The sequence below is a fragment of the Ensifer sp. LC163 genome (assembly GCF_001695855.1).
Classification (GTDB): Bacteria; Pseudomonadota; Alphaproteobacteria; order Rhizobiales; family Rhizobiaceae; genus Ensifer.
This window is the reverse complement of the sequence record NZ_MBSS01000012.1, coordinates 108,939-128,265: the sequence shown is the minus strand read 5'-3', so window position 1 is coordinate 128,265 and position 19,327 is coordinate 108,939. Positions and strand designations below refer to the sequence as shown.

The 19,327-nt window shown below is 61.0% G+C and carries 18 protein-coding genes and 1 pseudogene; 7 read left to right on the top strand and 12 right to left on the bottom strand.

The features are described from left to right. Nucleotides 1-103: 103 nt before the first annotated feature. Nucleotides 104-2,284: a GumC family protein gene (locus BC360_RS10485; RefSeq protein WP_065795156.1), complete on the top strand. Its 2,181-nt coding sequence runs from the start codon at nt 104-106 to the stop codon at nt 2,282-2,284. 53 nt (nt 2,285-2,337) lie between these two features. Here the strand turns inward: BC360_RS10485 and BC360_RS10480 are convergent, their stop codons facing one another. The 3 genes from BC360_RS10480 to BC360_RS10470 form a co-directional block, all read right to left on the bottom strand. Further along, nucleotides 2,338-3,585 carry a GNAT family N-acetyltransferase gene (locus BC360_RS10480; protein ID WP_065795551.1) on the bottom strand — a complete coding sequence of 416 codons (1,248 nt, stop codon included), beginning with the start codon at nt 3,583-3,585 and terminating at the stop codon, nt 2,338-2,340. A gap of 138 nt (nt 3,586-3,723) precedes the next feature. Then, entirely contained in the window at nt 3,724-4,467 is a 744-nt protein-coding gene (locus tag BC360_RS10475; protein ID WP_065795155.1) for a metallophosphoesterase family protein, read from the bottom strand. Between the two features lie 15 nt (nt 4,468-4,482). After that, nucleotides 4,483-4,695, bottom strand: coding sequence for a DUF2842 domain-containing protein (locus BC360_RS10470; RefSeq protein ID WP_065787336.1), 213 nt, complete (start codon nt 4,693-4,695; stop codon nt 4,483-4,485). Nucleotides 4,696-4,873: 178 nt separating this feature from the next. On the opposite strand from BC360_RS10470, the gene BC360_RS10465 reads away from it, so the two are divergent. Next, entirely contained in the window at nt 4,874-5,977 is a 1,104-nt protein-coding gene (locus BC360_RS10465) for a COX15/CtaA family protein (RefSeq protein ID WP_065787171.1), read from the top strand. Nucleotides 5,978-6,054: 77 nt separating this feature from the next. Here the strand turns inward: BC360_RS10465 and argC are convergent, their stop codons facing one another. The 3 genes from argC to BC360_RS10450 form a co-directional block, all read right to left on the bottom strand. Beyond that, nucleotides 6,055-6,987, bottom strand: a complete 933-nt coding sequence (gene argC / locus BC360_RS10460) for an N-acetyl-gamma-glutamyl-phosphate reductase (RefSeq protein ID WP_065795154.1) — start codon at nt 6,985-6,987, stop codon at nt 6,055-6,057. Between the two features lie 524 nt (nt 6,988-7,511). After that, a complete protein-coding gene (speB, locus tag BC360_RS10455; protein ID WP_065795153.1) occupies nt 7,512-8,474 on the bottom strand; it encodes an agmatinase in 963 nt (320 codons plus the stop codon). Between the two features lie 79 nt (nt 8,475-8,553). Beyond that, the gene (locus BC360_RS10450) at nt 8,554-9,345 is read right to left on the bottom strand and encodes a phenylalanine 4-monooxygenase (RefSeq protein WP_065795152.1); all 792 of its coding nucleotides are present in this window, start codon (nt 9,343-9,345) and stop codon (nt 8,554-8,556) included. 112 nt (nt 9,346-9,457) lie between these two features. Between BC360_RS10450 and BC360_RS10445 the strand changes: the two genes are divergently transcribed. Then, nucleotides 9,458-9,931 carry an Lrp/AsnC family transcriptional regulator gene (locus BC360_RS10445; RefSeq protein ID WP_065787167.1) on the top strand — a complete coding sequence of 158 codons (474 nt, stop codon included), beginning with the start codon at nt 9,458-9,460 and terminating at the stop codon, nt 9,929-9,931. 54 nt (nt 9,932-9,985) lie between these two features. Here the strand turns inward: BC360_RS10445 and rpsI are convergent, their stop codons facing one another. The 3 genes from rpsI to BC360_RS10430 form a co-directional block, all read right to left on the bottom strand. After that, entirely contained in the window at nt 9,986-10,453 is a 468-nt protein-coding gene (gene rpsI, locus BC360_RS10440) for a 30S ribosomal protein S9 (protein WP_065787166.1), read from the bottom strand. Next, entirely contained in the window at nt 10,453-10,917 is a 465-nt protein-coding gene (gene rplM / locus BC360_RS10435) for a 50S ribosomal protein L13 (protein ID WP_025426557.1), read from the bottom strand. Before rplM ends, rpsI begins: the two co-directional genes overlap by 1 nt. A gap of 225 nt (nt 10,918-11,142) precedes the next feature. Next, nucleotides 11,143-11,574 carry a PaaI family thioesterase gene (locus BC360_RS10430; RefSeq protein WP_065787165.1) on the bottom strand — a complete coding sequence of 144 codons (432 nt, stop codon included), beginning with the start codon at nt 11,572-11,574 and terminating at the stop codon, nt 11,143-11,145. A 171-nt stretch (nt 11,575-11,745) separates the two neighbouring features. On the opposite strand from BC360_RS10430, the gene BC360_RS10425 reads away from it, so the two are divergent. Next, nucleotides 11,746-12,567, top strand: a complete 822-nt coding sequence (locus tag BC360_RS10425; RefSeq protein ID WP_065795151.1) for an enoyl-CoA hydratase — start codon at nt 11,746-11,748, stop codon at nt 12,565-12,567. A gap of 3 nt (nt 12,568-12,570) precedes the next feature. Here the strand turns inward: BC360_RS10425 and BC360_RS10420 are convergent, their stop codons facing one another. Next, nucleotides 12,571-13,407: an EamA family transporter gene (locus tag BC360_RS10420; protein ID WP_065795550.1), complete on the bottom strand. Its 837-nt coding sequence runs from the start codon at nt 13,405-13,407 to the stop codon at nt 12,571-12,573. 187 nt (nt 13,408-13,594) lie between these two features. On the opposite strand from BC360_RS10420, the gene BC360_RS10415 reads away from it, so the two are divergent. Together BC360_RS10415 and BC360_RS10410 are read left to right on the top strand one after the other, a co-directional pair. Further along, nucleotides 13,595-14,023: a CoA-binding protein gene (locus BC360_RS10415; RefSeq protein ID WP_065795549.1), complete on the top strand. Its 429-nt coding sequence runs from the start codon at nt 13,595-13,597 to the stop codon at nt 14,021-14,023. Nucleotides 14,024-14,238: 215 nt separating this feature from the next. Further along, nucleotides 14,239-15,522, top strand: coding sequence for an O-acetylhomoserine aminocarboxypropyltransferase (locus tag BC360_RS10410; RefSeq protein WP_065787162.1), 1,284 nt, complete (start codon nt 14,239-14,241; stop codon nt 15,520-15,522). A 214-nt stretch (nt 15,523-15,736) separates the two neighbouring features. Here the strand turns inward: BC360_RS10410 and BC360_RS10405 are convergent, their stop codons facing one another. Together BC360_RS10405 and BC360_RS10400 are read right to left on the bottom strand one after the other, a co-directional pair. Further along, complete coding sequence (locus tag BC360_RS10405) at nt 15,737-17,017, bottom strand: universal stress protein (protein WP_244512707.1); 1,281 nt, start codon at nt 17,015-17,017, stop codon at nt 15,737-15,739. A 47-nt stretch (nt 17,018-17,064) separates the two neighbouring features. Further along, nucleotides 17,065-17,325 carry a hypothetical protein gene (locus tag BC360_RS10400; protein ID WP_065795150.1) on the bottom strand — a complete coding sequence of 87 codons (261 nt, stop codon included), beginning with the start codon at nt 17,323-17,325 and terminating at the stop codon, nt 17,065-17,067. Between the two features lie 138 nt (nt 17,326-17,463). Between BC360_RS10400 and BC360_RS10395 the strand changes: the two are divergent. Then, nucleotides 17,464-19,228: pseudogene (locus BC360_RS10395) on the top strand (hypothetical protein). The last annotated feature ends 99 nt before the right edge of the window (nt 19,229-19,327 follow it).

Below are 19,327 nucleotides of genomic sequence, written 5' to 3'. Positions count from 1 at the left end.
CGCAGGAAGGGGCGAAGTCGCGCAGAGGTTGAGTTGACATTAACCCTTGCGTTACCATGTTCATTTACCCTCCAGCGAGATTTTAGGGTTCGGAGCCAGAAGCATGTCGGGAAACGGCAGCGGACAACAGGATGTGGATATCGATCTCGGCGGGCTGTTCCGCGCCGTGTGGGATCGACGCGTCAAGGTATTGCTCGCCACTGCGTGCGTTGCAGCGCTTGCTTTCGGTGCCGCGAAGATGATCGCGCCGGATTATCAGAGCGAGACGCGCGTTCTCATCGAATCGCGGGAACCTGAATTCAGCAGCTCCAACCAGAATGCGCCGACCGGGTCCGACCGGGTTTTCGACGAATCCGGCATCCTGAGCCAGGTTCAGGTGCTGCGCTCGGCCGACCTGATCAAGCAGGTCGCGCGCAACATGAAGCTATATGAACTGAAGGAGTTCGATCCTTCGGCGGATCCTTCGGCGGTTTCCGATCTGATGGTCATGCTGGGCCTGAAGAAGAACCCGTTGGAGATGCCGCCCGAGGAGCGCGTGCTGAAGGAGTTCACTTCGAAGCTGCAGGTCTATCAGGTCGAGAAGTCGCGCGTGATCGCGATCGCCTTTACCTCGAAGGATCGGCAGCTGGCGGCGGCGATCCCGAACGAAATGGCAAAGGTTTTCCTTTCGCTGCAAAGCGGCGCGAAGCTCGACACCAATTCCGAGGCGAGCCGTTGGCTGGAGCCGGAGATCGCCAATCTGCGCGAGAAGGTGAGGGATGCCGAAGCCAAGGTGGCGGCCTACCGTTCGTCATCCGATCTGCTGCCGACTGGCGAGACCACGAACTTCGCAACGCGGCAACTCACCGATATATCGAGCGAGCTGGCACGCGTGCGTGGCGAGCGGGCCAATGCGGAGGCACGCGCCGAGGGCGTGCGCGAGGCGCTGGCCAGCGGCCGCGAGGCAGACACCATCGCCGACGTCGTCGGTTCGCCGATGATTCAGCGCCTCAAGGAGACGGAGGCAAATCTGCAAGGGCAGGTGGCAGACCTTTCGACCACGCTGCTTGACGGCCACCCGCGGCTGAAGGCCCTGAAATCGCAACTCGAAGGCATCAGGGCGCAGATCCGCTCTGAAACCCGCAAGATCCTCAGCAGCCTCGAAAACGAGGCAAAGGTCGGCGAATTGCGCGAGCAGCAGCTGACACAGCAACTCAATGCGCTCAAGGCCAAATCGGCCCAGGCGGGCGAAGAAGAGGTGGGCCTGCGCGCGCTCGAGCGCGAAGCGACCGCCCAACGGCAATTGCTCGAGACCTATCTGGCGCGCTACCGCGAAGCGACGTCGCGCACGGTCGAGAATGCAACCCCCGCCGATGCCCGTGTCATTTCGAGCGCGGTCGTCCCGACGGGCGCCAGCTTCCCCAAAGTGATGCCGATTACCATCGTCGCGGCACTTGCGACCTTCCTTCTGACCTGCATCATCATCATGCTTCGGGAGTTGTTCAGCGGTCGCGCGTTGAGGCCGGTGTCAGTCGGTGCCGAGCGGCCGCCGGTCCGTTCGCGGTCGGCAATCGCCGCCGTTGCGGCTGTGGATGTTCCCGACGAAAAGCTCGAGATATCGCCCGCATTGAACGACGCCATCGACCTGCCGCCGCTGGCAGCAGCCGAAGCGGACGATGTTCGCGACGACCCGAGCGGCGAGGCGCCCGAACCGGATTTCTCGATCGAGGCGGTTGCCGATCACCTGCGCCAAAGTGGTGTGCGGATCGCAATCTCGGTTTCACCCGGTGGCGACGAGGGATCGACCGCGACGGTCATGCTGGCGCGCCTGATCGCCGAGGAGGGTCGCAAGGTCGTGCTGATCGACCTGACGGGCTCTGCCTGCCCGACCCGCCTGATGGCGCGCTCGGCGCAACTGCCCGGTATTACCAACCTGCTGGCAGGCGAGGTGGCATTCACCGAAACCATTCACGCCGATCGTTTTTCCGACGCGCATATCATTCCGCAGGGGGATGCCGATCCGAGGCTCGCGATGCGCGGCATCGAGCGGCTGCAGATGATCATTGACGCCTTGACCAATGCCTATGATCTGGTGCTGGTCGAATGCGGACCGGCAGACGAGGGAGCTGTCGGCAAGATCGCCCGTCGCGACGGCACGGAGATCATCCTGTCGGCGCCGGCAGTCAGCGACGAAAGAATCGTTGAGGTCCTGACCGGCTTCGGTGAGGCCGGCTACCGCGATATCGTGCTGATGACTGGCCGCGGTGAACCCGGCCCAGATTATCCCGACCGTCACGCGGCATGAGCGGAGGCAATACCGTCAGCATGCCGCGCGAAGCGCTGCCTGCGCGAGGGTACTTATTCGACGTCTCTGTCGCCGGTCTTTCTACCGGCGTTTTTCTTGCGACTGCGTGCACGCTGAAAGAAGGCGTAGGCGGCCTTGTTCGCCTTGATCACCACTTTCGCCCGCACCAGTGCCCGGTGATAGGCAGCCGCGAACCGGCCGCGCACCGTTAGCGGCACGACAATGTCTCTCAGCGGTGTCTCGATCGTGCACCACGAGCGCTTGTAGGGCTGGTCGCCGACACCGAAGTCAAACAGCGCCGCACCTTCGCCACAGAGCCTCTCGATCATCCTGTAGAACAAGAGCTCGCCGGGACTGGCATCGCCTGCCAGCTCCTCGTCGATAGACCCGAACTGGCAGATGACATGGTCGGCCTTTCGCGAAAGACCGGCGACAGCGACGACCCGTCCGCCATGTTCACCTTTCAGACGGATGGCATTGAGTTCGAGCAGCGGATTTCCAGTCTCGCCGCAGCGACCGGCGAGCGCGTGAAAGAACGCCCGCGTCGGCGCCTCATGGAAAACGTCGGGAAGACCAAGAGTTGCAAAACGGATTGCCTTCTGTCGCAAGAAGACGTCGAGCAATGCCTGCGCTTCCGCGGGGCTTTGCGCAATGACGTAGTCGTAGCCCCCGAGAGCCTCGAGCCTCCGCTCGGAGATCCGCATCTTCTTGCGCCGGCGCTTTGCATTGACCTGCGCCAGCGTGCGTTCGAAGCTCGCGAACAGGGGCAGTTGAAACGAGGCATTCTGGTTCTTGATGCCGGGCAGACCCGTCAACGGACTTGCGGTTCCGTGCCAGTGATGCGGGGTCTTTTCGAGCGTGACGAGATCGACCCTGTGGCCCGGACGGTGATTGAGCTCGCGCGCCAGGAGGTCAGAAACATCGGTATGGGGAAGGGGCAGCGCATCCGCTGCAAACAGTCCGGTATTGAGATTGCTGTGGGGCGCACCGATAAACCGGGCCGTGTTGAACAGGCGGCCAGGCACGAATTCGAGGGGCAGGATGAACTGCAGTTCGCCATCAAGGGTGCCGCGGACGATCAACAGCTCGCTGTCATGGGCCAGCGCCCATGCCGCGCACCAGTCGTAGCCATTGTGCAACGAGTTGAAAGGCAGCGCTTCCAGCGATCGCCATTCCTGCTCCAGCGGCGCCATCGTGTCATGGATGGAGATCTCGAACCGGCTCGCGGCAGCATCGGACCGGGACGCAGCTTGTGCGTCTCGATGGCCCGATCGGCCGATGGTCAGATCTGTATTCATCATCGGCAGGGCGGTCCGGATGCTGGTTGCGGCCGCCATTGAACGGCAACTCCTCTACAATCCGCTTAATTCGTGAAATACGACGGCGGCCTCCGGGCAACAACCGGCGAATGCAGTTAGCAAAGCGTGAAGCTCGCACAGCTACGCGCTGAGAAAACCTGTTGCAAGAGCTTCTGCCCACTGCACGCGGTTTCGCTCCGCAGCCAGCCTCGACATCGCCTTATGGTCGTAGGGGATCGTGCGGAACGTGACGCTCCAGCCATTGCCGGCACTTTCTATGATGGCGTAGCGCGCATCCGGCGAACCGACTTCCACCTTGTGCGCGACCGGGCGGTCGTCGTCATAGCCAGGGCAACCGACGCTGCCGGGATTGACCACGAGCCGGCCGTCCGCCAGGCGGATCGCTCGGGGAATGTGCGTGTGTCCGCAGAGAATGACCGGTTGTTCGATGCCTGTCGCGAAGGCCTCGATGGCGCTGCGCGCTGCCAGATGGACCACGCCGTCGGCGGTCAACGCTTCGAGCCAGTAGGTTTCGTCGCTTGCAGGTGTGCCGTGGCAAAGAAAGAGCGCATCACGATAGACGAGGGTGGTCGGTAGTGTCGCGAGCCAATCGAGATGTCGGGGGTGCAATTCCCCATGGGCCGCGCGGTCGGACAGTCCCATGTCGGCCGGATCGATCGTCAGCAGGTATCGGTCATGATTGCCTGATATCGACGGGATGTTGCGTGCCATCAGGATATCGGCGGTGCGCGCAGCATTGAGCGGACCGCTGACATGGTCGCCGAGATTGACAATGTCGGTGATCCCCAGCGCGTCGATATCGGCAAGCACCGCCTCGAGCGCAAGGTCGTTGCCATGGATATCGGAAATGATCGCAACCTTCATCAGCGTCCCTCTGGCTCAGCGGTCCTTCGCCGGTTTTTCCATCCACTTGATGATCAGCATGGCCGGCAGCACCCAGAGCAGGCCGGTAAGGAAGAAGTACATCAGATGCACCCACCAGGGCGCGGCGCCCAGCAGCAACGATGCGAAGGTAACGGCGGCAAGCGCATAAACGATGACAAGGATGATGATCAGGATCGTGCCGATCAGCTTTCTGAGACGTACGGGCATTTCATTTCTTTCAAATGGCGCCAGGTCCTGACCCTGGATCCGGCCGCGACGGCATGCCGCAAAGGGTTCGGCCTTGTTTTGCATGCCGCTCTGGTGCAAATCAACGGCTTTCCGGCAGGCGCGGCGATGAACCGCTCGATCCCCCTGCCGCCAACCCCGCGATACCAGAGGGAAAGCCATGGCAGGCGTCGAATTGGCGACAGAACAGATGCTCCGAAGCGAGATCGACAGGACCGATCGCAACCGCCGGCAGATCCGCGGCTGGCTCGTCGTCGTTCTCTTCACGCTTTTCGCGCTGGTGCTTGTCGGTGGTGCGACGCGCCTGACGGAATCTGGCCTGTCGATCACCGAGTGGAAGCCGATCCACGGCGTCATCCCACCTCTCACGGCCGAGGAATGGGAAGAAGAGTTTCAGCTCTATCAGCGCATCCCGCAATACCAGCAGATCAACAAGGGCATGACGGTCGGTGAGTTCAAGACGATCTTCTGGTGGGAATGGGCCCACCGGCTGCTGGCCCGCACCATCGGCGTGATCTTCGCGGTGCCGCTCGCCTTGTTCTGGCTGACGGGTCGGGTCGAACGCCGGCTTCGCTGGCCGCTTCTCGGCATTCTGGCGCTCGGGGGATTCCAGGGCTTTATCGGCTGGTGGATGGTTTCCTCCGGTCTGGCGGAGCGGACCGATGTCAGTCAATACAGGCTGGCGACCCACCTCGTCATCGCTTGCCTGATCTTTGCAGCCTGCATGTGGATCCAGCGCGGCCTTTGTCTGCATTCCGACGATGCGGCGCCGACGGATCGCTCGCGCAGGATGGCGGCCATCATCGCCATCATGAGCCTGTTCCAGATTTATCTCGGCGCGCTGGTTGCCGGGCTCGATGCGGGTTTCAGCTACAATACCTGGCCGCTGATGGATGGCGCATGGATCCCGTCCGATCTTTTCCTGCAGCACCCCTGGTGGATCAATGTCTTCGAGAACCCGAAGACCGTGCAGTTCATCCACCGGATCGGTGCCTACGTGCTCTTCGCGCTGGCGCTGATGCACGTGATCGCCTCGGTCAGGGCGGCGCCGGAATCCACGCATGCGCGCCGCTCGGTGTTGCTGTTTGCGCTCGTCAGCATTCAGGCGGTCATTGGTATCACCACGCTCTTGCTGCAGGTGCCGGTCGGCTGGGGCGTCCTGCATCAGGGTGGCGCGCTGGTGGTACTCGGCTTCGCAATCGCGCATTGGCGCGGCTTCGTCGGCGAGTATCCAAAGCCGACCGCAATCGAGTTGCGCAGCTAAATTCGGCAAGAGGATAAACAAGAAAGACCCCGGCGAGCATCTCGCCGGGGTCTTTTCTTTCGGGCGGCTGCTATCGATCAGGCCGACAGCATCAAATCCATGTTCTGGACGGCGGCGCCCGAGGCACCCTTGCCAAGATTGTCGAGCAGGGCGACGAGGTTCACATGAGTTCCGCCTGGCGTGCCGAACACGAACAGTCTCATCGTATCTTCACCGGCGAGTTCCGTGGCATCAATGCGGCCGAGCTTTTCGCTGGCGGCAAGCGGGACCACTTCGACGATCGACTGGCCGGCATAATGTTCGACGAGCGCCGCATGAATGCTCTCGACCGTCGCGCCGGCGGCGAGATCGTCGAGATAGAGCGGTACCTGGACGATCATGCCCTGCGGGAACTTGCCGACCGAAGGCGCAAACACGGGCGCGCGGTCGAGAAGGCCGTGCATCTTCATTTCGGGCACATGCTTGTGCTTGAGTGTCAGCCCGTAGAGGAAATGCGGCGCACTGATGTGATCCGGGTTTGCCTCGTCCTCCATCTGCGCGATCATCTGCTTGCCGCCACCGGTGTAGCCGGAAACGGCGTTGACCGTGACCGGGTATCCATCGGGCAGGATGCCGGCCTGACGCAGTGGACGGATGACGCCGATCGCGCCCGTCGGATAGCAGCCGGGATTGGCGACATGGCGGGCATCGCGGATCTTGGCGGGTTGTGCCTTGTCCATTTCCGCAAAACCGTAGGCCCAGTCCGGAGCGATCCGGTGCGCGGTCGAGGTGTCGATGATGCGCACCCGGTTGTTGCCGGCGACCATGGAGACAGCTTCGCGCGATGCGTCGTCCGGCAGGCAGAGGATTGCGATGTCGGCATTGTTCAGAAGGTCTTCGCGCATCGCGGCGTTGCGTCGCTCGGCTTCCGGTATCGACAGGAGTTCGAGATCGGTTCGGCCGGCCATGCGGGTGCGGATCTGCAGCCCGGTGGTGCCGTGTTCGCCATCGATGAAGATCTTCGGTTTCATGATTTTCCCGTTCTTCCAGAAGGTTACGAGTCATTCCGGAATCAATCTGGCACAGATTTGATTCAGTTTCTCAACGCTCCGTTCGCGCGTGCAGTGCCCGCCCGGTGGCGCGGTCGTGTTCATATATAAGCAGCGGCCGCAGCCCGCAACCGGGCAGCCCGCGCCAGCAACGTTTCGGCGACACCGCGGCGCGCTTGGCACGCTAAACCATGACTTGCGATTTACAACCCAGAGGTTGCCTTGTTGCCGGCAATTCCGCATCAGAGGCTCTGCCACAAAACTGTCATATGGGAGCAGAGGGTGAAGAACGTGATCGAGAAGGCTGGGCGCGTGCTCAGGCATCCGCTGCCTATCTCGCTGGCGTTCCTGGCGTTGCTTCAGGCCTTGCACTATTTCGATACGTGCTGGCGGTTCGTGCCCTTTCTCGTCGCCGTGACGCTTGCGATCGCCGCACTGCTGTTCCTGCTTTCGCGGTTGCAGCCAAGGACGCGAGTCTGCTCAATCTCGATTGACGGAGCAAGTGATCAGCGGAGCGTCGAACGCTCCGCCAGCTTTTCGGCATGCAGCCCCAGCATGTACATGGCGACAGTCGCGCCGGCGATGGCGGTGACGTCGGCGTGGTCATAGGCAGGCGCGACTTCGACGACATCGCTGCCGACGACCGTCAGGGCTCCAAGCTTGCGCAGGACCGAAAGTATCTTGGCGCTGGAAGGGCCGCCGGCAACGGGAGTGCCGGTGCCGGGTGCATAGGCCGGATCGAGGCAATCGATGTCGAAGGTCAGGTAGGCCTTGCGCTCCCCGACCTGCCGGATGATGGCGTCGGCAATGTCCGTGACGCTCATTTCCTCGACATCGTAGCCATAGAGAATGCGGATGCCGCAGTCCTCCGGCGCATGGGTGCGTACGCCGATCTGGATCGATCGGTCGGTGTCGATCAGGCCAGCACGCGCCGCACGACCGACAAAGGAACCATGGTCGATGCGGCCGCGTTCGTCCGGCCAGGTGTCCTGATGCGCGTCGAACTGGACGAGGGCGAGGGGGCCGTGGATCGCGGCGTGCGCCTTGAGGATCGGATAGGTGACGAAATGATCGCCGCCAAGCGTCTGCAGATAGGCGCCGCTCTTCAGGATCTTTGCCGCTTCGCGCTCGATCGTCGCCGGCGTTTTCGAGTGGTTGCCGTAGTCGAGCAGGCAGTCGCCGTAGTCGATCGTTGCCATTTCGGCAAAGAGGTCGCGCTCGAACGGATATTGCGGATCGTTGTCGAAGATCGCCGACGCGCGGCGGATCGCCTGCGGTCCGAAGCGGGCGCCGGGGCGATTGGAAGTTGCGGCATCAAAGGGGATGCCCCAGACGACGACATCGACGTCCTTCAGCTGCTTGGAGTATTTGCGCCGCATGAAGGAGAGGATACCGGCATGCGTCGGGTCCGATGCCGCCGATGTGAGTGAGCGCGCCGTCAGCGCGTGATCGATCGTCCTGTTCGCCATGTCCCGTCTCCCGTGTATAGCTGAACGTTGGACAATCGTCGCCGGCAAGGCAAGTCCCTGCCGGCGAATTCCAATGCTGTCAGGACGCCTTGGCTTCGAAGGTCGGCGCGAAGTCGCCGAGCGCCTTGGCCTCGGTAATGCGCGCGCCGATGTCTTCTTCGATGATGGCCTCGAGCTGCGCGAAGCTGTCGATGACGTAGTAGATCGGCTGGACGATATCGATGCGATAGGGCGTGCGCAGCACCGTCATCAGGTCGAAGGGGCGAAACTCGCTGGCCGACGGTTCCATCGCAGTGCGGGTCTCGTTCGGCGACGACACGATGCCGGCACCGTAGCAGCGCCGCCCTTGCGGCGTATTGATCAGCCCGAACTCGACGGTGAACCAGAAGATCCGGAACATATGCCAGGAATAGCCCTTGCCAAGCGCGACGGCCTTTTCACCGAAGCGGCGGACGAAGTTGGCGTAGCTCTGGTTGGTTAGGAGCGGGCAGTGGCCGAAGACCTCGTGGAAGATGTCAGGCTCTTCGATATAGTCGATATGTTCACGCCGGCGCATGAAGGTTGCGAGCGGAAACTTGCCCTGGGACAGAAGTTCGTAGAACCGTGACGGCGGGATCAGTGCCGGCACGCCTTCGACACCGAAGCCGGTGGTTTCCTGCAGGCGGTGGTTGACCTCCTGCAACTGCGGCACGCGGTCAGGGCCAAGGCCGAGTTTGCGCGCACCCTCCAGATACTCGTCGCAGGCCTTGTCCGCGAGCAGTTTCATCTGTCGCTGGTAAAGCTCACCCCAGATCGCGTCCTCCTCGGGCGTGTAGTGATAGCTGCCATCCGGCTCGGGCAGTTTCGCGGTGTAGCTGCTTTCCATGGGCATGACGTCTCCTCATTCGTCAAAACATCCAGTTGTTGCAATTGTATCGCGAATGGAGCGAGTATTTGTTTCACAGTTGCCGGTGGAAGGCTCTGTTGCGGGAGGAAATTTCGGAATGTCGTCGGATTTGAAGGAAACTTCCCAGCCATTGCGCAAGCTGCTGCGGTTGATCCAGGCCGATAGCGGTCAGTCGTTGTCGGAGCTCGCGGAAAGGGCGGGCATGTCGCAAAGCTCGGCCTGGCGCCGCCTGCAGGAATTGGAGGCCGACGGCGTGATCCGCAAGCGGGTGGCGCTGCTCGATCCGTCGAAGCTGGATCTGAAGCTGTGCATCATCGCCCATGTGACGCTCGAGGATCATCACGACGAGGCGATCGCGGCCTTCTCGGCGGTCGTCCGTGACCGACCGGAGATCATGGAGTGCTATGCGCTGTCGGGAACCTTCGACTACATGCTGAAGATCCGGGCGAATGACGTCGACAGCTATGATGCATTCATGACGCGTTATCTCATGCGCAATCCGCATGTGCGCACGGTGGTTTCGAGCTTCGTGCTGCGCGAGTTGAAATCGACGACTGAGCTGCCGATCTGACACAAAAAAAGGCCGGGCGAACCCGGCCTTCCAAAATGCAGTGTCTGCCAGCGATTAACGCTTGGAGAACTGGAACGAACGACGGGCCTTGGCCTTGCCGTACTTCTTACGTTCAACGACACGGCTGTCGCGGGTCAGGAAGCCGCCCTTCTTCAGGACCGAGCGCAGGCCCGGTTCGAAGTAGGTGAGCGCCTTGGAAATGCCGTGACGAACGGCACCGGCCTGGCCGGAGAGACCGCCACCAGCGACCGTCGCGTCGATGTCGAACTGGCCATCACGGGCAGCTGCGACGATCGGCTGCTGCAGGATCATCTGCAGAACCGGACGAGCGAAGTAGTCGAGGTACGGCTTGCCGTTGACGGTGATCTTGCCCGAGCCGGGCTTGACCCATACGCGGGCGACAGCGTTCTTACGCTTGCCGGTCGCGTAGGAGCGGCCCTGTGCATCGACCTTCTTGACGTGAACCGGAGCTGCCGGTTCCGCAGTCGTGGCGATTTCCTTGAGAGCGGAAAGGTCGGCCATTAGGCGCTCCTTGTGTTCTTGCTGTTCAGCTTGGCGACGTCGAGGACGGCCGGCTGCTGTGCTTCATGCGGATGGTTCGTGCCTGCGTAAACGCGCAGGTTCTTCATCTGGCGACGGCCGAGCGGGCCGCGGGGAACCATGCGCTCGACGGCCTTCTCGATGACGCGCTCCGGGAAGCGGCCTTCGATGATCTGGCGCGCGGTGCGCTCCTTGATGCCGCCGGGGTAGCCGGTGTGCCAGTAGTACTTCTTGTCGGTGTACTTCTTGCCCGTGAGCACAGCCTTCTCGGCGTTGATCACGATGACGTTGTCGCCATCGTCAACATGCGGCGTGAAGGTGGCTTTGTGCTTGCCGCGCAGGCGGTTCGCGATGATGGAAGCGAGGCGACCAACAACGAGGCCTTCGGCATCGATGATGATCCACTTCTTCTCCACCTCTGCAGGCTTCTGAACGAAGGTTGCCATAACAAAACTCTTTCTTTGGACCCGAACGGCGAACCGTTGGGCGTTTCTTGTTGCTTGGTTTTGGCTGAAATTCAGCCAAAAGAAGAAAGCGGCCCGAGAGGGACCGCGATCTGAGGGTGCTTATACGCAAGCGCTAAACCGGCGTCAACAACGTGAATTTCATCGACGTGAAATAAAACAATGCAAAAACAAAACGTTATCTATGTGGTGTGTTGATACCACAACTCAGCGCGGCGGAATCGAATAGGTCGCCGTCGCATGCGCCACGAGATCGTCGCTGCCGACCATGGCAACCGAGGCGTCGAGAACGGCCAATCGCTTGCCGAGCTTGAGGATGCGGCAGGTGCATTCGAGCGGCTGCGGCTCCGGCTTGCGCAGGAAATTGATGTTGAGATTGGTGGTGACGGCGAGCGCCACCGGGCCGATATGGGCGATCAGTGCGATATAGGCCGAAACATCTGCAAGCGCGAAAAGCGTCGGGCCCGATACGGTGCCGCCCGGCCGGATATGACGCTCGTTTGGGTCGAGCCGCATCGTCGCAAATCCAGGGCCGGTGGCTGTGACGTGGAACACCTTGCCGTCCGTGTGGACCTGGGGGAAGTCCGTGTCGAGAAACCGGTTCAGTTCCTCGACCGTCATGATGGGTTGGATTTTCATCGGCCGGTTTTCCTTTGCGCGAGCTTTGGCACTTAGTGAAGTCGACATGTGCTTTGCGCAAGGCGGAAAAAGGTCTTAGTCGCTGCGCCCACCGCCGACTTGAAAGGTCGCAAGAGGCGGCGTACCACGGATGCCCATTTACTGGGATAGACAAGACAGCAGGAGAAAAGCATGGCGGACGTTGTTTCATTTCGGAAGGAGGAGCCGAGTGGATTGCTTGTGCGCGAGCTTTCGGGGCCGGTGCTCCGGCTGACGCTCAACAATCCGCCGGCCAACGTGCTGTCGATCGAGCTGATGGAGGCATTGCACACTGCGCTCGACGCCGTTGCCCATTCGAGGGATATCAGGGTTGTGGTGCTGGCGGCATCCGGCAAGCTGTTTTCTGCGGGCCATGACCTCAAGGAAATGACGGCGCATCGGGCCGATGCCGATGGGGGCAGGGCGTTCTTCGAAACGACGATCCGCCTTGCTGCGGACCTGATGATGAAAATCACGCGACTGCCGCAGGCGGTCATCGCCGAGATCGACGGTCTTGCGACGGCGGCCGGCTGCCAGCTTGTCGCCAGCTGCGATCTGGCGATCTGCACCGACAGCTCCACGTTCTGCACGCCGGGCGTCAATATCGGCCTGTTCTGCTCGACGCCGATGGTGGCGCTGTCGCGTGCAGCACACCGCAAGCAGGCGATGGAAATGCTTTTGACGGGCGAGACCATCGATGCATCGACCGCCAAGGATTTCGGCCTGGTCAATCGCATCGTGCCGCAGCAATATCTTCGCCAGGTCGTCGACAAATATGCGGCCGTGATCGCTTCGAAATCGCCGCAGGCGCTGAAGATCGGCAAGGAAGCCTTTTATCGCCAGGCGGAAATGAGCCTTCCCGAGGCTTACGATTATGCGGTCGGCGTCATGGTCGAAAACATGATGGCGGGCGACGCCGAAAACGGCATCGGCGCCTTCCTCGGCAAGCGCATGCCGGAATGGGATAGGGAATAGGGGTCAGGCCAGTTTCAGGAGAAGTGCGCCGAGGGCGATCACGCCGGCGGCGGCAATGCGCCAGACGCTGACGCGTTCCTTGAGAAACACCACGGAGATGACGACGGCAAACAGGATCGAGGTTTCGCGCAACGCTGCAACACTCGCGACCGGCGCCTTCGTCATCGCCCAGAGCGCCAGGCCATAGGCGCCAATCGAGCCGGCGCCACCGATGAGACCGCGCCACCAGTGCTTGTAGACGTGGCGGGCGACCGGTTTGATGCCCCGCCGGGCAAAGGCCCAGGCAAACAGCAACACCGGCGGAAGAAGCGCCATCCACAGGGTGTAGGAGATGGCATTGCCCGAAACGCGGGCGCCGATGCCGTCGACAAAGGTATAGCATGCGATCACACAGGCGTTGAGCAGCGCAAGGATGATCGCGTGTTTGCCGCCTTTTCGCGATTCGAAGGCGAGCGTCAGTACGCCGACGCTAATCGTCAGCACGCCCGCCATTGCACCGGTTGTCAGCTGTTCGCCGATGATGACGCTGCTGGTGGATGCGACGATCAGTGGAGCGACGCCGCGCATCAGGGGATAGACGAGGCCGATATCGCCGGCACGGTAGGAGGCCGCGACCAACTGGAAATAGGCGAACTGGAAAAGTGCCGAAACCAGAATGAACGGCCAGGCTTCCGGCTGCGGCAATGGCAGGAACGGCAGGAAGGGTATGGCAACGGCGGCCGCGCCGAGCGCAATCATTGCCGCATCGAGCGATTTCTCCGAACCCGCCTTGACCAGGGCATTCCAGGTCGCGTGCAACAGCGCCCCGAAAAGGACGAGCGCAATGACATCAAGGGGCAAGATGAAACCTCGGTGGACGATGGGGCGGCCGTTGCCAGCGTTGTCGCGCCACTGTACGGGAAATGCAACCGGAAACTGGCCGGATGATGCCCCATGCAGGGTCGCTGCCGAGATCGGGCGTTCGATTGACACACGCGGCCGCCGCGCAAATTATACGCGTGTTTAACAGATGAGTTCGGATCAGACCATGAACCACGACGCCTACCCGGATTATTATCTTGCGGACATCCTGCGTTCGACAAAGACGATCGCCCTCGTCGGCGCATCGCCGAACGCAGAGCGGCCAAGCCATCGGGTCATGGCCTTCCTTCTGCGCAAGGGCTACCGCGTCATCCCCATCAATCCGGGTCATGTCGGCAAGACGATCCTCGATCAGCCTGTCGTGGGCCGGCTCGCCGACATCAAGGAGCCGATCGACATGGTCGACGTCTTTCGCGCGGCCGCTGCGCTGCCGGCGCTCGTCGACGAGATCCTGGCACTCGAGGCCTTGCCGAAAGTGATCTGGGGTCAGCTTTCGGTAAGGCATGACGCGGCCGCCGCCAAGGCGGAGGCAGCCGGCATCAAGGTCGTCATGGATCGCTGTCCGGCGATGGAATATCCACGCCTGATCGGTTGAGACAGTATCAGGGCGAGCGATGTTCCGCTCAACCGTCAGTTTTGAAAAAATCTTTCTTTGACCATGCGTGGCGGCTCTGGAATAGTGCCGCCGCTCCAGCGCATGAGGCCGAAATCGAAGCTGACCTTCGACGCGCAAGATGCCTGGAATCAAAGCGATAGGGTGCCCTTGGCGCCTCCACGGGAGGTGCGGCGCTCTGGTCAAGGGAGGGATGAATGACGAAAGACAATCCTGGTTTCAGCACGCTCGCAATCCACGCCGGAGCGCAACCAGATCCGACGACGGGCGCCCGGGCGACGCCGATCTACCAGACGACCAGCTTCGTCTTCAACGATACCGACCATGCGGCAGCACTCTTCGGCCTGCAGCAGTTCGGTAATATCTACACCCGCATCATGAACCCGACACAGGCGGTGCTGGAAGAGCGCCTCGCAGCACTGGAAGGCGGCACGGCTGCACTTGCGGTTGCTTCCGGGCATGCGGCCCAGCTTCTCGTCTTCCACACGATCATGAGCCCGGGCGACAACTTCGTCGCCGCCAACCGGCTTTACGGCGGTTCGGTCAACCAGTTCGGCCATGCCTTCAAGTCCTTCGATTGGCAGGTTCGCTGGGCGGATCCGGGCGATCCTTCGAGCTTTGAGGCCAAGATCGACGCGCGCACCAAGGCGATCTTCATCGAAAGCCTGGCCAACCCGGGCGGCACGTTCGTTGATATCGCCGCAATTGCCGAGGTCGCACGCAAGCATGGTCTGCCGCTGATCGTCGACAACACGATGGCGACACCCTACCTGCTGCGTCCGCTGGAGCACGGTGCCGATATCGTCGTGCATTCGCTCACCAAATTCATCGGCGGCCACGGCAATTCGATGGGCGGCGTTATTGTCGACGGCGGTACCTTCGACTGGTCGAAGTCAGGCAAGTATCCGATGCTGTCTGAGCCGCGTCCGGAATATGCCGGTGTCGTGCTGCATCAGGTGTTCGGCAATTTCGCCTTTGTGATTGCTGCTCGCGTCCTGGGTCTTCGCGATTTCGGACCGGCGATTTCGCCTTTCAACGCCTTCATGATCCTGACCGGCGTCGAGACGCTGCCGCTGCGCATGCAGCGCCATTGCGACAATGCGCTTGCCGTCGCCAAGTGGCTGAAGGGCCACGACAAGGTGTCTTGGGTCAACTATGCCGGGCTTGAGGACGATCCGAACAATGGGCTGCAAAAACGCTATGCCCCGAAGGGTGCCGGCGCCGTCTTCACCTTCGGTCTCAAGGACGGTTACGAGGCAGGAAAGCGTTTCGTCGAAGGACTCGAGATGTTCTCCCACCTCGCCAATATCGGCGACACCCGTTCGCTCGTCATCCATCCGGCCTCGACCACCCATCGCCAGTTGACGCCGGAGCAACAAGTTGCCGCGGGAGCAGGCCCCGACGTCGTGCGCCTGTCTGTCGGCATCGAGGACGTTTCCGATATTATCGCCGATCTCGAGCAGTCGCTCGCAAAGATCTGATGCGTTTCATAAAGGCCGCCGCCGGACGTCTGAGAACGATAGGCCCGGAGGCGGCGGTCGACTTTGCATAAATGTATTGCGGCCATGACAGGAGCCAGGCGAGGTCGCGCCTGGCTCCTGCGCAAGGTTGCACGGTGGCCACATTGACCGCATTCGAAGCAAGGCGCCCCTTCGCCAAGACAGCGAAGATGATATCGCCCGGTCGAAGACGATTTCAGTGGGCAATGAGCAGGGGAATTGTGACATTTGCGAGCAGGGCGCGCGTCACCCCACCAAAGATCGCCTGTCTGGAACGGGAATGGCTGTACGCGCCGACGACGAGCAAATCGCTGTTATTTCGCTTCGCTGCCATCTGAAGCACCTCGGCAGTTGAATGTCCTGCCGATCGTGCGTGTTCCACGGTAACCTTTGCGCCATGCCTGCTGAGATATAGCGCGACATCAGCGCCAGGCTCTTCACCGTGACGCGGGTTATTCTCGGAATCCACCACGACGACAGAAACCGATTGTGCCGTGGCCAACAGTGGAAGCGAATCCGTTATCGCCCGGCGTGCTTCGCGACTGGCGTTCCAGCCAAGAAGTATGCGCTCCGCGATCGAATCTGGATTCCATGTATCGGGGACGATGAGCAACGGCACTCCTGTCGCCAGGAGCATATCTTCCGGTGACCAGTTGCCAGGCAGGCCTCCGGGTCCCGGGAAGCCCACGATGATGAGATCGGCGTGCAACGAATGCAGCTTTGCGTGCTCGTTCGCGTCGCTCTCTCGAATAATTCGGAAGTCGAAGTTGATGTCCTCGCGCCTGGTTACCGCCTTGAAACACTCCAGTGCTGCATCAGACGCAATCGCCTCCTCGGCCTTATGCTGATTGATCAGTTGTCGGATGGCATCTTGCCCCCGGACATAAGATCCTGCCCGGTCCCCTCGCCATCCAGCCGGTGCGACATACACCCCGATCAGATGAGCGCCGTGTCGAAGGCACAAGTTTACTGCGTAACGCGTGCGCGCTTCGCCTGATGGCGAAAAGTCAACGAAGACGAGAATCGTTTTAAGCGACATATTCACCCTTTCATGTGGTCTCGCAGCGGCAGCGCCACCAGGGCTATCGGTGTCGAAGGCTGGCGATCGAATATCGTGTCGCTGGTCGACAATCGCCCGGTAGAAAATGTTCGCCGCATGCTGAGCGGTTCTTGCCTTGATCCACAATGGTTTCGTGGCTGCATTCGAAAAACGGCGTGAAAGCGGGCGGCTCACGCGTTTGGCTTCGTATATGGCGCAAGCGCATTTTGCCCGCCGATTCAGAGCAATTTCCAAAATCCCCGAGGGCGGAGCCGACGTCTCGTCGAAGATCATCAGCAGGTAGGCCTCGAATGCACGGCGATCCTTGCGCCCTTCGATTTCCTGACGCAGAGCGGGGTGAAGCTCAAGCTTGTTGATGGGCAGCGGCAGCGTCCAGTATGGACCTGCATCGGCGCAAATGCCGTTCCTGCCGATCATTTGCGGTCCTCACCTTCATCTCGGCTGGTCCGTTTGACAGCTTTCGGCTATTTCAAGCTTTGCGCGATCTCCAACGCCAAGCTTTCGATCATGCCTTCAAACTCGGCCCGACGCTCGTCACGCAGATGGGCCGGGAAGCTGTCCACGGAAGCCAAGGCGCTTTCAGCGGCAGCGAGGTCTGCACAGATTCCCCTGAAATTCTCGTCTCTAAGTACCCGTCTTCTGATTTCCAGCGACTGCATCGGAAAGCGGCGTGTTGCCGCCACCAGGCCCTGCCTCTCCTCTGTTTCGCGGAAATTCTTGTCCATCTCGGTCCTCCGGCCGAAGCGGCGACACGATATATACGTGCATTCTTATATTGTGTTATCTTGCGATGGGGCACGTAATTTACGGGAGCATACGTGACCCCTGGCGTTTGCGCGCCCATCGGGACATAGGGGGAGGACATGACTCTTGCCATAAGAGCGAGTGCCGTTGACGAACCGACAACGCTCCCAAGCGAACACGAGATACGCGCGCAACTCGACCGGATCCGGTCCAGTCCCGAGTTTGACACGCCTGAACGTGCGCGCAAGTTTCTAGGCTATGTCATAGAGGAAGCGATCGCAGGCAGGTCCGGGCGAATAAAGGCATACACGATCGCGACGGAAGTCTTCGGCAGAGAAACGTCCTTGGCAGAGAAACGTCCTTCGACGCCCAAGCCGATCCGGCCGTGCGCATTGAGGCCGGGCGGGTGCGCCGCGCCCTCGAACGCTACTACTTGGTCGCTGGGCGTGAGGATCCGATCATCATAGCGATGCCGAAAGGCGGATATGTTCCGACATTTACGCGCCGTATGCCGGCCGAGGCGAATGGCCATAACGAGATTGATGACGCGCAACGACCGCTGCGGCGTGGCTGGCGCTCGGCGTCGCCGCATCGGCGTCGATCGTCTTCATCGTAACCATATTGCCCCAACTGACCGAGTTGCCTGCGGGACAGGGAAATGCGCTTACCAAGCAGAACGAAGCCCAGCCGGATATTCCGCGAATATTGGTAGAGCCCTTTGAGGACCTGTCGAATGGTCAGCTTTCGTCCACAATCGCCCGTGGGCTGACGGATGAGGTGATCAGCCAAATCGTCAAATTTAAAGAGATAGCGGTGGTGGCGGGGCGTGCCTCCGACCTGCCAACTGCGAAGGCATTTGGCTCCAAACCGCCGCTCTATGCGTTGCAAGGAACTGTCCGCGTCGACAGCACCAAATTGAGACTGAGCGTCCGCCTGGTCCAAAGATCGGATCAGTCCATCATATGGGCGAGCAACTACGACGAGGTGTTTGATGTTCGCAACCTCCTCACAGTTGAGGCGGAAGTGGCGAGAGCGGTTGCGACGGCGTTGGCTCAACCTTACGGGATCATTTTTCGGACCGATGCCACAAACCTAACGCAATCAGCGCCCCAGGATTGGGAGGCATACGCATGCACGCTTGCCTACTATGGCTATCGGGCTGACCTCGATCCCCAAACGCACGCCTCGGTACAGACTTGCCTGCAGAAAGCAGTCGCGAGATTCCCGAACTACGCCACCGCGTGGGCGCTCCTTTCCCTGACCTATATCGATGAGCTTCGCTTTCGTTATCGTTTCGACGAAGCGTCGCCGGTCTCTCTGGACCGTGCCGTCGAGACCGCAGCGCGTGCTGTTGAACTGGATCCGCAGAATGTTCGGGCGCTCCAGGCGGAAATGCTCGGGTTCTTCTTTCGTGGGGAAATCGATACGGCGTTGAAGGTTGGCGCCCGCGCCATGGCGATCAACCCGAACGATACCGAACTCGCGGGGGAGTATGGGTTCCGACTTGCCTTGTCGGGTCAATGGCCGGAAGGCTGCGAGCTGGTGAGCGGCGCTGTCGAGCGGAACCCCGGACCGCTTGGCTACTTCGAAACGGCCCTGGCGATCTGTTCCTACATCTCGGGCGATTATCGGACGGCGGAACGGTGGGCCCGGCTGGCCGATATGCAGACGAATCCGATCTACCATCTGATACTGCTCGCGATCCTCGGCCGCTCCGGGCAGGCCGAGGAGGCTGCGCAGGAGTTGCAATGGCTTCGCACCAATGCGCCCGAACTCGTACGCAACATCCGTCGTGAAGTTGCCATGCGCGTTTCCCGCCCGATCGACCAGGCGAAATTTATAGACGGCATACGCCAGGCAGGGCTGGCAGTACCCGAAGAGTAGGTCTGCGAAAGTTGCGATAAGGATGCGGCCAGGAGCACCCGATACTACACGATGCTACAAGCCCTTTTATTGTTTGAGCGATATATTTGACCGGTTGGC

Excerpts from the sequence above, each read along its gene's own strand:
- BC360_RS10485 (WP_065795156.1), top strand. The coding sequence starts at position 104 with ATGTCGGGAAACGGCAGCGGACAACAGGATGTGGATATCGATCTCGGC.
- BC360_RS10480 (WP_065795551.1), bottom strand. The coding sequence starts at position 3,585 with ATGATGAATACAGATCTGACCATCGGCCGATCGGGCCATCGAGACGCA.
- BC360_RS10475 (WP_065795155.1), bottom strand. The coding sequence starts at position 4,467 with ATGAAGGTTGCGATCATTTCCGATATCCATGGCAACGACCTTGCGCTC.
- BC360_RS10470 (WP_065787336.1), bottom strand. The coding sequence starts at position 4,695 with ATGCCCGTACGTCTCAGAAAGCTGATCGGCACGATCCTGATCATCATC.
- BC360_RS10465 (WP_065787171.1), top strand. The coding sequence starts at position 4,874 with ATGGCAGGCGTCGAATTGGCGACAGAACAGATGCTCCGAAGCGAGATC.
- argC (WP_065795154.1), bottom strand. The coding sequence starts at position 6,987 with ATGAAACCGAAGATCTTCATCGATGGCGAACACGGCACCACCGGGCTG.
- speB (WP_065795153.1), bottom strand. The coding sequence starts at position 8,474 with ATGGCGAACAGGACGATCGATCACGCGCTGACGGCGCGCTCACTCACA.
- BC360_RS10450 (WP_065795152.1), bottom strand. The coding sequence starts at position 9,345 with ATGCCCATGGAAAGCAGCTACACCGCGAAACTGCCCGAGCCGGATGGC.
- BC360_RS10445 (WP_065787167.1), top strand. The coding sequence starts at position 9,458 with ATGTCGTCGGATTTGAAGGAAACTTCCCAGCCATTGCGCAAGCTGCTG.
- rpsI (WP_065787166.1), bottom strand. The coding sequence starts at position 10,453 with ATGGCCGACCTTTCCGCTCTCAAGGAAATCGCCACGACTGCGGAACCG.
- rplM (WP_025426557.1), bottom strand. The coding sequence starts at position 10,917 with ATGGCAACCTTCGTTCAGAAGCCTGCAGAGGTGGAGAAGAAGTGGATC.
- BC360_RS10430 (WP_065787165.1), bottom strand. The coding sequence starts at position 11,574 with ATGAAAATCCAACCCATCATGACGGTCGAGGAACTGAACCGGTTTCTC.
- BC360_RS10425 (WP_065795151.1), top strand. The coding sequence starts at position 11,746 with ATGGCGGACGTTGTTTCATTTCGGAAGGAGGAGCCGAGTGGATTGCTT.
- BC360_RS10415 (WP_065795549.1), top strand. The coding sequence starts at position 13,595 with ATGAACCACGACGCCTACCCGGATTATTATCTTGCGGACATCCTGCGT.
- BC360_RS10410 (WP_065787162.1), top strand. The coding sequence starts at position 14,239 with ATGACGAAAGACAATCCTGGTTTCAGCACGCTCGCAATCCACGCCGGA.
- BC360_RS10405 (WP_244512707.1), bottom strand. The coding sequence starts at position 17,017 with ATGATCGGCAGGAACGGCATTTGCGCCGATGCAGGTCCATACTGGACG.
- BC360_RS10400 (WP_065795150.1), bottom strand. The coding sequence starts at position 17,325 with ATGGACAAGAATTTCCGCGAAACAGAGGAGAGGCAGGGCCTGGTGGCG.